Annotated in this window: 8 protein-coding genes; 4 read left to right on the plus strand and 4 right to left on the minus strand. The window is 69.7% G+C overall.

Features of this window, described 5'->3' with window-relative positions; translation table 11 throughout:
* Nucleotides 1-63: 63 nt before the first annotated feature.
* Together ACIRDX_RS17280 and ACIRDX_RS17285 are read right to left on the minus strand one after the other, a co-directional pair.
* Nucleotides 64-495: a TA system VapC family ribonuclease toxin gene (locus tag ACIRDX_RS17280; RefSeq protein ID WP_396626685.1), complete on the minus strand. Its 432-nt coding sequence runs from the start codon at nt 493-495 to the stop codon at nt 64-66.
* A complete protein-coding gene (locus ACIRDX_RS17285) occupies nt 495-740 on the minus strand; it encodes a CopG family transcriptional regulator (protein ID WP_396626686.1) in 246 nt (81 codons plus the stop codon). The genes ACIRDX_RS17280 and ACIRDX_RS17285 overlap by 1 nt, the downstream gene beginning before the upstream one ends.
* An 81-nt stretch (nt 741-821) precedes the next feature.
* Here ACIRDX_RS17285 and ACIRDX_RS17290 point away from each other — a divergent pair, with 81 nt between their 5' ends.
* Nucleotides 822-2,273 (plus strand): sulfatase, encoded by a 1,452-nt coding sequence (locus ACIRDX_RS17290; RefSeq protein ID WP_396626687.1) that lies wholly within the window; start codon nt 822-824, stop codon nt 2,271-2,273.
* 52 nt (nt 2,274-2,325) lie between these two features.
* On the opposite strand, the gene ACIRDX_RS17295 is transcribed toward ACIRDX_RS17290, so the two are convergent.
* Nucleotides 2,326-3,687 (minus strand): PDZ domain-containing protein, encoded by a 1,362-nt coding sequence (locus ACIRDX_RS17295; RefSeq protein WP_396626688.1) that lies wholly within the window; start codon nt 3,685-3,687, stop codon nt 2,326-2,328.
* 261 nt (nt 3,688-3,948) lie between these two features.
* Here ACIRDX_RS17295 and ACIRDX_RS17300 point away from each other — a divergent pair, with 261 nt between their 5' ends.
* Together ACIRDX_RS17300 and ACIRDX_RS17305 are read left to right on the plus strand one after the other, a co-directional pair.
* The gene (locus ACIRDX_RS17300; RefSeq protein ID WP_396626689.1) at nt 3,949-5,601 is read left to right on the plus strand and encodes a GMC oxidoreductase; all 1,653 of its coding nucleotides are present in this window, start codon (nt 3,949-3,951) and stop codon (nt 5,599-5,601) included.
* An 87-nt stretch (nt 5,602-5,688) separates the two neighbouring features.
* The gene (locus ACIRDX_RS17305) at nt 5,689-7,344 is read left to right on the plus strand and encodes a GMC oxidoreductase (protein ID WP_396626690.1); all 1,656 of its coding nucleotides are present in this window, start codon (nt 5,689-5,691) and stop codon (nt 7,342-7,344) included.
* A 35-nt stretch (nt 7,345-7,379) separates the two neighbouring features.
* Here the strand turns inward: ACIRDX_RS17305 and ACIRDX_RS17310 are convergent, their stop codons facing one another.
* On the minus strand, nt 7,380-8,267 hold the full coding sequence (locus ACIRDX_RS17310; protein ID WP_396626691.1) for a carbonic anhydrase: 888 nt from the start codon (nt 8,265-8,267) through the stop codon (nt 7,380-7,382).
* Nucleotides 8,268-8,525: 258 nt separating this feature from the next.
* Here ACIRDX_RS17310 and ACIRDX_RS17315 point away from each other — a divergent pair.
* The coding region (locus tag ACIRDX_RS17315) for a carboxypeptidase regulatory-like domain-containing protein (protein ID WP_396626692.1) at nt 8,526-10,147 on the plus strand (1,622 nt) is incomplete at its 3' end.

Genomic DNA, 10,147 nt, shown 5'->3' on the forward strand with positions numbered 1-10,147 from the left:
GGCGAGGCGAACGAGGGAGCGGCGTTCCGGACGCATGGTGCCCGGAAGACTACCAGCGTCTGCTCAGCCGATCACCGCCAGGTGCCGCGCGTCGGCCGACGGCACCGCCCGCACGGGGACGTGCCGGTCGAATGTCACGAAGCGACCGCCGTGCGCGGCCGCGAGCGCGAGCAGGTACGCGTCGGTCGCGTGGCGCGAGGTCAACAGGTCGCCCCAGCGGACGGTGTCGGGCGCGAGCAGGTCGGCGTCGGCGCTCCAGAACTCATGGTGGCGGGCTGCGGCCGCCGACTGCAGGCGCTCGGCGACCCGTGCCGCCGGCTGCATGTTCGGGTAGGCCGACTGCGACATGACCCGGATGCAGCCGAGCTGGGTGAGCGGGCACGATGCCCAGCCGTGCTCGATGTGGTCAGCCAACCACCGGCTCGCCAGGTGGTGGTGGACGTGCGCCGCGTCGAGCAACGCAATCAGCACGTTCACGTCGAGCAGGGCCCGCATCACAGCCCGTCGCGGTCGCGCAGGTCGTCGATGAGCTCGTTGGTGACGAGTCGCTCACCCGCAGGGAATGGCCGGAACCCATGGCTCGCCGCAGGTTCGGGGGCCTCGCCGGCGGCACGCGGAGGGTTGGTGAGCGCCCGGCGGGCGAGCCGCGACAGCATCTCGCCAGCGGTCATCCCTTCCAGCCGCGCCAGCTCCTTCACGGCGGCCAGCACATCGTCTTCGATGTCGAGCGTTGTGCGCATCTGATGCACTGATGCTACTGCATCATCATCCCTCCGGACAACGAGAGGTCGACGCCGGCCGTCATGCTCCAATGGCCGCCAATGCTCCGACACAATGGCCAGACGCTCGGCGGCCACCCGCTCGGCACCCCGGTTTCGCGCACGCGCCTCGCGCTGGCGTGCGGTCTGCTCCTCGCGGCCGCCTTCGCCTCGGCACAGACCTCGCAGCGGCCGGACCGCCGGCCGAACATCGTCCTCATCCTCGCCGACGACCTCGGCTGGCGCGACGTCGGCTACCAGGGCTCGGACTTCCACGAGACGCCCAATATCGACCGGCTGGCGAAGGCCGGGATGGTGTTCACGCAGGCGTACGCCGGTGCGGGCAACTGCGCGCCCAGTCGCGCGGTGCTGCTCTCGGGCCAGTACGGTCCCCGGCATGGGGTGTATGCCGTTGACAGCACGGAGCGCGGCCCGAAGGCGTCCATGCGCCTGACGCCGATCCCGAACAGGAGCGGCCTCACACCCGCGACCGTGACGATGGCCGAGGCGCTGAAGGCGGCGGGCTACACGACAGGCATCTTCGGCAAGTGGCACCTCGGCGGTCCCGAGGGGGCGTCACCGGGCATGCAGGGCTTCGACACCGTGTTCGACTCGCGGCCCAATCCCAATGTGCGTCGCGACGAACCCGACGACCCCAAGGGCGTCGCGTCCCTGACCCGCGCGGCCGTCGAGTTCATCGAGACGAACAAGGACCGGCCCTTCTTCGCCTTCGTCTCGCATCACGCCATCCACACGGCGCTCGAGGCGCGCCCCGCCTCGCTGGCGAAGTTCACGGCGAAGGCGCGGGGCGCCCGGCACGGCGACGCGCTGTACGCCGCCTGCCTGTACGACCTCGACGACGCGGTGGGGGTCTTGCGGGCGAAACTGGAGGCGCTCGGCATCGAGAAAGACACGCTCCTGATCTTCACGTCAGACAACGGCGGCACGCAGCAGTCGTCGCAGGAGCCCTTGCGTGGCAGCAAGGGCGGGTACTACGAGGGCGGCATCCGCGAGCCGTTCATCGCGTGGTGGCCGGGCGTCGTCAAGCCCGGCGCAAGCAGCACGGCGCCGATTCATTTCGTGGATCTCTACCCGACGTTCCTGGACGTGGCGCGGACCGCGCGGCCGACCGACACAGCCCTCGACGGCGAGACCCTGCTCCCGCTGCTGACGAATCGCGAGAGGCGGTTGAAGCGGGAGGCCATCTTCTGGCACTTCCCGGGCTACCTCGACACGCCGGTCATTCGCGGCCGCGACCCGGTGTTCCGCACGCGGCCCGTCAGCGTCGTCCGCGTGGGTGACTGGAAGCTGCACCTCTACCACGAGGAGTGGCGGCTCGACGGCGGCCGCGGCGCGCTGGCCACGAACAACGCCGTCGAGCTCTACGACATGCGCACCGACATCGGCGAGCGGCGGAACCTGGTGGCGACCCACCCGAAGGAACGCGACAGACTGCTCGACACCCTGCTCGCCTGGATCGACAGGACGCAGGCGCCCTGGCCGACGCCGCGGTAGCTGTCGTGTCGCGCCCGTCGGGCACGCGGCCGACGCGGCTCGTGTCGCGGTGTCAGCGCGGGACCGGAGTCGAGTCGCACGCCTTGGTGAAGCCAGCGGCGCAGGCCTGGGCCTTCAGGGTGCGCGCCCGCGTGGCATCGCGTGGCACGCCGCGGCCCTCGTTCAGCCGGAGGGAGAGTTCGTAGCAACTCTCCGCATCGCCTGCGGTGCATCCGTTGTCGAAGTACACGGCCGCCCGGCCCTCGTCCACGGGCCCGCCGAGACCCGCTGCGTGCGCCGTCGCCGCGTTGAAGCAGCCGAAGTCGTCGCCACCGTCGCAGGCCTGCTCCGACAGGGCGCGTCCCCGCGCCTCACTCGACGCCGGAGCCGTGCCCGCCAGGTGCATGCCGCCGAGGAGCGCGCAGGCCTTGACCTGCTGCGATGCCGCCGGGACGGCATTGTCGAGGCCGTTCTCGCAGACCGCCGCGAACAGCTCGACCGCCCTGGCCGGGTCGGCCGGCCCACCGATGCCATCCCGGTGCGCGCGCGCCAGGTTGACGCAGCCCAGGAGGTTGGCGCCCTGGCATACCGACCCCGCGCAGCCGAGCGCCCACGAGGCCACGGCCCGGGCCGGATCGGGAGTGCCGAGCGCGCCGTCCTGCAGGAGTCCGCCGAGGTTCGTGCACGCCATCGGACTGCCGCCCTTGCAGCCGGCGTCGTAGGCGGCGACCCCACGGGCGAGGTCCTTGGCGACGCCACGGCCGCTCTCGTAGTTGAGGCCGACGTTGTAGCAGCCCTCCGGGTCACCGAGGCTGCACGATTGCTCGTAGAGCGACGTCGCCTTCGCGTGGTCGCGCGGCACGCCATCACCACCGGCATACAGATAGGCCAGATGGGCGCAGCCTGGTCCATCGCGAAGCGCGCAGGCGCGCTCGAACGCCGCCCGCTGTTCCTCGGCGCGACCCGGCGTGTCGCCGAGTGCCACGCCGAAGTAGGCGCATCCCTTGGCGGATCCCCCACGGCAACTGCGGTCGTACAGGGTCAGCGCCGTCGCGCGATCGGCATCGGTGGCGCGCGCCGTCCGCAGCCGCCAGGCCTGGCGGAAGCAGGCCTCCGCATCGCCGGCCTCGCAGCGCTCGGCCAGCAGCGGAAGCGGGTCGACTGGCTTGAGCACGAGCGTGCTCGACTGGCCCGCGCGCCACACGACCACAAGGGCGTCGTCGCAGTCGCGTCCCCAGGCGACGTCGACGATCGCGCAGTCGGTCGCCACCGGCACCCCATCCACGGCCACGATCACGTCGTCTACCCGAAGGCCTGCGTCCGCAGCCGGGCCTCCCGACAGCACGTGCGTCACGACCGCGCCGGTCACGTCCGGAGGCACGGCCAGCCGCGCCCGGACGGCCGATGTGATCGGGCCGGCGTCGACGCCCAGCATGGCGTCTGCCGAGCACGACGATCCGCGTGTTGGAACGGGCGGTCCTGCCGGTGCCTGAGGTCCCGCACTTGCGCTCAGCACCGCGGAAAGGATGACGACGGTGATCGGCATGACGGCGAGTGTACGACCGCTCTGCGCAGACGCAGCCTCTGAGGTAGGGCGCGGTGTCCCCACCGCGCCGTCAACCCGGTGTCCCCACCGCGCCGTCATCCCGAAACGGCGGCGTGGGACACGCCGCCCTACCTGAGTACCATTACGCCCATGCACATCCAGGCTGCTCCGAAGGTCTACCCGGTGATCGTGGTCGGCTCCGGCGCTTCCGGCGGGATGGCGGCGTGGAACCTCACGCGACAGGGCGTCGATGTCCTGATGCTCGATGCCGGTGAGAAGTTCGACCGCGCGACGTTCTGGACGCACACGACACCGTGGCAGGAGCGTGAGCGACGAGCGCGAGGGGAGCGGCCGCCCGAGTTCTTCCTCGACACGAAGGAACAGCCCTACGTGACGCCCGAGGGCCGCCCCTTCCAGCTCAATCGCGTGTGGGGCCTCGGCGGCAAGACGAACATCTGGGGGCGCGTCTCGCTGCGCTACAGCGAGATGGACTTCCACTCCGGCGAGCGCGACGGCTGGGACATCCCATGGCCGATCCACTACAGCGACCTCGCGCCGTACTACGACAAGGTCGATCAGCTGATTGGCGTGTACGGGGGCGACGACGACTCGGAGGTGCTGCCGGGGAGCAAGTACTTCCTGCCGCCGCCGAAGATGCGCTGCGCCGAGGTCGCCATGTGGCGCGCCGGCGAGAAGATCGGCATGCCGTTCGTGCGCGGCCGCCGCGCCAACATGACCCGCCCGGTCCGCGGCTTCCCGGCCTGCCACTACTGCGGCCAGTGCGGGCGTGGGTGCGACACGGCGTCCTTCTTCTGCTCGGCGGACCATCTCATCCCGGACGCCCTCAAGACCGGCAAGCTCGAGATTCGTTCGAACGCCGTCGTCGCGCGCATCCTCGTCGACGACAACGGCCTGGCGAAGGGCGTGCAGTACTTCGACCGCAAGACCGGCGCCGAACGGCAGGTGCTCGGCAAGGTCGTGGTGATGGGCGCGAGCTGCGTCGATTCAACGCGTATCCTGCTCAACTCGACCTCGGCGCGTCACCCCAACGGCATCGGCAACGGCAGCGACGTGATCGGCCGTTACCTCTGTGAGCAGATCCGGCTGAACGCCCGCGGGTTCATGCCATCGCTCTACGGCAAGGAGGCGACCGACGACAAGGGCATCAGCGGCGAGCACGTCTACATGCCCCGCTTCAACCATCGACCGGAGCGCAAGCGCGACTACCTGCGTGGCTTCGGCATGCAGTTCTGGAACACCGGCACCAGCGATCAGGGCGCGGGCCACTACGCGCGCGGTATCACCGGCTTCGGCAGCGCGTTCAAGGACGATGTGCGCAAGCGCTTTCCGGCGTACGTCGAGCTGCACCCGTTCGGCGAGGTGCTGCCGTATGCCGACAACCGCATCACCGTCGACAAGGACCGCACGGACAAGTACGGCGTGCCGCTGCCGCGCATCGACTACACGACGCGCGAGAACGAGCGGAAGATGCTCGCCCACATGGCCGACGCCATCGAGGAACTCGCGCACGCCTCGGGCATCGAGCTGTTCGACTACCGCCGGATGGAAGCCGACCGCAACGGCTCGGCGATCCACGAGCACGGCACGTGCCGCATGGGCGAGGATCCGCGCAAGTCAGCCCTCAACAGGTTCAACCAGATGCACGAGGTGAAGAACGTGTTCGTGGTCGACGGCTCGTCGTTCACCGCGGCCTCGGAGAAGAACCCCACCATCACGATCCTCTCGCTCGCCTGGCGCGCGACGGATTACCTGGTCGAGGAGATGCGCAGACGCAACCTCTGAGGTAGGGCGCGGTGTCCCCACCGCGCCGTCATCACGAAACGGCGGCGTGGGACACGCCGCCCTACCTCCGTGGGTACCATTACGCCCATGCACATCCAGGCTGCCCCGCGCGTGTACCCCGTGATCGTCGTCGGCTCCGGCGCCTCCGGGGGCATGGCGGCGTGGAACCTCACGCAGCAGGGCATCGACGTGCTGATGCTCGACGCCGGCGAGAAGTTCGATCGCGCCACGTATTGGACGCACGTGTCGCCCTGGGAAGCGCGCGCCAGGCGTGCGCGTGGCGAGGGGCCGCCGCCCTTTCAGCTCGACACGAAGGAACAGCCGTACCTGAACGCCGACGGGCAGGACTTCGAGCTGATTCGCGTGTGGGGCCTGGGCGGCAAGACGAACATCTGGGGACGCGTCTCGCTGCGCTACAGCGAGATGGACTTCCGCGCCGGCGAGCGTGACGGCTGGGACATTCCCTGGCCGATCCACTACAGCGATGTGGCGCCGTACTACGACAAGGTCGACCAACTGATCGGCGTGTGCGGCGGCGACGACGACTACGACTCGCTGCCAGGCAGCAAGTACTTCCTGCCGCCGCCGGCCATGCGCTGCGCGGAGGTGGCGATTTCCCGCGCGGGCCAGCGGCTGCACATGCCGTTCGTGCGCATCAGGCGTGCCGTCAAGACGGTGGCGCACAACGGATTTCCTGCCTGCCATCACTGCGGCCAGTGCGGACGTGGGTGCGACACGGCATCGTTCTTCTGCTCGGCCGACCACCTCATCCCCGCGGCGCTGAAGACCGGCAAGCTCGAGATCCGGTCCAACGCCGTCGTCGCGCGCATCCTGGTCGACGACAACGGGCTGGCGAAGGGCGTGCAGTACTTCGACCGGAAGACCGGCGCCGAGCGCGAGGTGCTCGGCAAGGTCGTCGTCATGGGTGCGAGCTGCGTCGACACGACGCGCATCCTGCTCAACTCGACGTCGCGCCAGCACCCGAACGGCATCGGCAACGGCCAGGACGTGATCGGCCGGTACCTGTGCGAGCAGGTGCGGTTCCATGCGCGCGGGTTCATGCCGTCGCTGTACGGGTCGGCCACGCGCGACGACCGGGGCATCGGCGGCGAACACACCTACATGCCGCGGTTCAACCACCGCGACGGGCATCGCCGCACGGGCTACATCCGCGGCTTCGGCATGCAGATGTGGAACACGGGCTGCAGTTCCGAGGGCGCGGGCCACGTGGCGACCCGGCTTCCCGGCTTCGGCGCGGACTTCAAGAAGGATGTGCGTCGGCGCTATCCGGCGTGGGTCGAGATGCATCCCTACGGCGAGGTGCTGCCGTACCGGGACAACCGCATCACCGTTGACCCGTCACGCACGGATCGCTACGGCGTGCCGCTGCTCAAGATCGACTACCGCATCCGCGAGAACGAGCGCGCGATGCTCGAGCACATGTGCGACAGCGTCGAGGCGCTGGCGAAGGAGGCGGGTGTCGAGCTCGTCGACTACAAGCGCGGCGCCGTGGACCGCAACGGCTCGGCGATCCACGAGCACGGCACCTGCCGCATGGGCGACGACCCGAAGCGATCGGCGCTCACGGCGTTCAACCAGATGCACGAGGTGAAGAACGTCTTCGTCGTCGACGGCTCGTCCTTCACCAGTGCGTCCGAGAAGAACCCCACCATCACCATCCTCGCCATCGCGTGGCGAGCGACGGATTACCTGGTGGGGGAGATGAAGCGCGGCAACATCTAGAGCAATTCAGAATTCAGAATTCACAGTTCTCGGCCTCAGCGCGAGGCAATCTGCACGGGCTCGGCGGCGACGCGGCGGCCGTTGAGCGGCTGCGGCGGACGGTTGTTGTCGTGGATGATCGCCGAGAAGGCGCTGATCTGCTCGGCGGAGAGCTGGATCGGCGTCGCCATCACCACCCACTTCACGCCCTCGGAGCACGGCGGCGTGGTGAGCGACCCGTCGTAGCGGTACGACCGGCGGTTGGTCGGCAGCAGGGCGTCGACGTCGACGGCGACGTGCTCGTAGTGCGTCTCCACGCCCTTCTTCGACGGCAGGTTGCTCCAGATCGGGTCGAACGCCTTGTTGTGCGCGCCCTGCTCGATGAACACGCCGACCACCGCCAGCGTGCCGCTCGCCGACTTGTGCACCAGGTGCATCTCCATCGGGTAGTGCTTGCCCTTGACCGTGTGCTCGCTCTGGTTGTGGAAGTGGTACTGCACCAGCGCGAACGACTCGTCGGCGATGGTCATCGTGTCGCCGCCCGCGTAGTTGATCTGGATGGTGTGCCCGTTGTTGATGCCGTCGGCGACGTGCTCGTGGTGGGCGATCTTGAGCGCCGCGGGCGGGAACTTCAGCCTCAGCAGGGGCGAGCCCTTGACCGTCCTGGCAGTGCCGAGGTCGATGGGCGACTGCCTGCGACCTTCGCCGCACGCGGCGAAGGCCGGGCTCAGGGCTCCCCAGCGCTCCGGACCCTCAGCGCCTTCGTAATGCCACACCGGGTCGGCGCTGGCAGGGGCGACTGATGGCTTGTTGACGGGCTGGGGCGCAGGAGCCGCAGCGGGTGCGGCGGCGGGCGCGGCCGCTTGCTCGCCGGGGGCGCCGCAGGCCAGCGTCGAGGCGAGGACGGCAACGGGGAGAACGAAGGTCGCGAGGCGCGGCGGCATGGCGGGGCTCCTGAGGCAGCGGAACGTCAAGTGACTCGATCGATGGAGGGGAAGTGCCGGGACACGCGGTGAGGGTGCCGAGAGCAAGAGGGCGCGGAAGGAGGAAGACGCCGCGCCATGGACTGCGGTAGCAGAGCAGCCCCTCGTCAGCAGGTCAAGCCAGAAGCGGCGCTTATGTCATCAGAACCAGAGGGGATGGCCGGAGACAGACAACACCCGGGCCGCTCGATTCGTGGTCGGCATCGGTATGCTGACAGCATGTGCGCGCCCTCCCCGTCCCTGCCGCAACGCCTGGTCCGACGCATCGCGATGACCGCGGTCCTGTGTGTCGGCATGCTCGCCGCGGGCAACGGCGCCGCCCTCGCGCAGGCGCAGCCGCCCACGTCCGAGAACGAGCCGGCGCGCGAAGCCCTCGGCCACCTCCTCGTCATCGTGAAGGATGCGCAGGGCGGACGCCTTCCCGGAGCCACGATCGTCTTCTCCAGTCCGGGCGCCGATCCCGTGAGCGGCAACCCGCGGGTGCTGGTCACCGATGCCTCGGGCGAGGCGTCCCTCGACATCGCGCCGGGCGACTACCGACTGATCGTGGAGCTGCCCGGGTTCGAGCCGGCCACCGTGGAAGCCCTGGTGCGCCCGGGGGAGACGGCCGAGGCGGTCGCCACGCTGTCGCTCGGGGGGTACGCCGAACAGGTGTCGGTGAAGGCCCAGCCCGAGGTGTTCACGCCGCCGACCACGGACGGGCAGGTCGAGACGCTGAGCCCGAAGGAAATCGAGCAGTTACCCGACGATCCCGAGGAGCTCGCGCTGGCCATCGAGGCGCTCGCCGGGGCAGGCGCCGAGATCCGCGTCAACGGCTTCCAGGGCGGCGCCCTCCCCCCGAAGAACCAGATCCAGGTCGTGCGCATCCGCAAGGACCCGTACAGCACCGACAGCATGGGCGCGGGACAGGTGCGCGTCGAGATCATCACCCGCCCCGGCGGCGCCTCGTGGACGCACGAGGTGAACGCGGGCTACCGCGACCAGTCGATCGACGCTCGCCCGGCTTTCTCGACGGTCCAGCCGGAGGGCCAGACGCGACGCCTCAGCTGGAGCTTCAACGGGCCGGTCGTGAAGGGCACGTCCTCGCTCTCGGGCCGCCTCTCGATGCGCGACGCCTACGATGCGCAGGCCATCATCGCCACCGGCGCGCCCACCACGTTCCCGTCGCTGGTGAACTCCGAGTACCGCCGCGTGGAAGGCGAGGCCCGCTACGAGCATGCCCTCACGCGCACGCAGACCCTGCGCGCCGAGTACCAGGGCTGGGACGCCGCCGGCGACAACCTCGGCGTCGGCGAGTTCGAGCTGCCCGAGCGCGCGTTCGGCGACGACAGCCGCGGCCACATCGCGCGCCTCTCGGCCATTGGCACGATCGGCACGCACTTCCTGAACGACCTCCGCTTCGAGTACGTGGACACCGCGAGCGAGGTCACGTCGCTGAGCGATGCGGTGGGCTTGAACGTGCCCAACGCGTTCCGCTCGGGCGGGGCGCAGCGACGGGGCGGGCGACGGGACCGCGAGCTCGAGATCGCCCAGACCGTCGATCTCATCAGCAACGCGAAGCACAAGGTGCGTTTCGGCTTCGAGACCGAGCTGGGCTGGACGCGCTCCGATCGCATCGACAACTACGTCGGCACCTTCACGTTCGCCAGCCTGGCCGACTACGACGCCGGGCGGCCCCGCCAGTTCACGCAGCGTGTCGGCAACCCGCTGGTGGAGTACGACCGGCAGGAGTTCAGCTGGTTCGCCTACGACGAGGTCGAGATGCGCGACGGCCTGCGCGTCGGCTTCGGCTTCCGCCACGACTGGCAGTCGCTCGTGGAGGACGGCAACAACTTCGCGCC

The sequence above is a fragment of the Luteitalea sp. genome, assembly GCF_044337415.1.
Classification (GTDB): Bacteria; Acidobacteriota; Vicinamibacteria; order Vicinamibacterales; family Vicinamibacteraceae; genus Luteitalea.

What these genes read in the sequence shown, in the direction of transcription:
- ACIRDX_RS17290 (WP_396626687.1), top strand. Translation starts at nt 822, where the DNA reads ATGCTCCGACACAATGGCCAGACGCTCGGCGGCCACCCGCTCGGCACC.
- ACIRDX_RS17310 (WP_396626691.1), bottom strand. Translation starts at nt 8,267, where the DNA reads ATGCCGCCGCGCCTCGCGACCTTCGTTCTCCCCGTTGCCGTCCTCGCC.
- ACIRDX_RS17285 (WP_396626686.1), bottom strand. Translation starts at nt 740, where the DNA reads ATGCGCACAACGCTCGACATCGAAGACGATGTGCTGGCCGCCGTGAAG.
- ACIRDX_RS17280 (WP_396626685.1), bottom strand. Translation starts at nt 495, where the DNA reads ATGCGGGCCCTGCTCGACGTGAACGTGCTGATTGCGTTGCTCGACGCG.
- ACIRDX_RS17305 (WP_396626690.1), top strand. Translation starts at nt 5,689, where the DNA reads ATGCACATCCAGGCTGCCCCGCGCGTGTACCCCGTGATCGTCGTCGGC.
- ACIRDX_RS17295 (WP_396626688.1), bottom strand. Translation starts at nt 3,687, where the DNA reads ATGCTGGGCGTCGACGCCGGCCCGATCACATCGGCCGTCCGGGCGCGG.
- ACIRDX_RS17300 (WP_396626689.1), top strand. Translation starts at nt 3,949, where the DNA reads ATGCACATCCAGGCTGCTCCGAAGGTCTACCCGGTGATCGTGGTCGGC.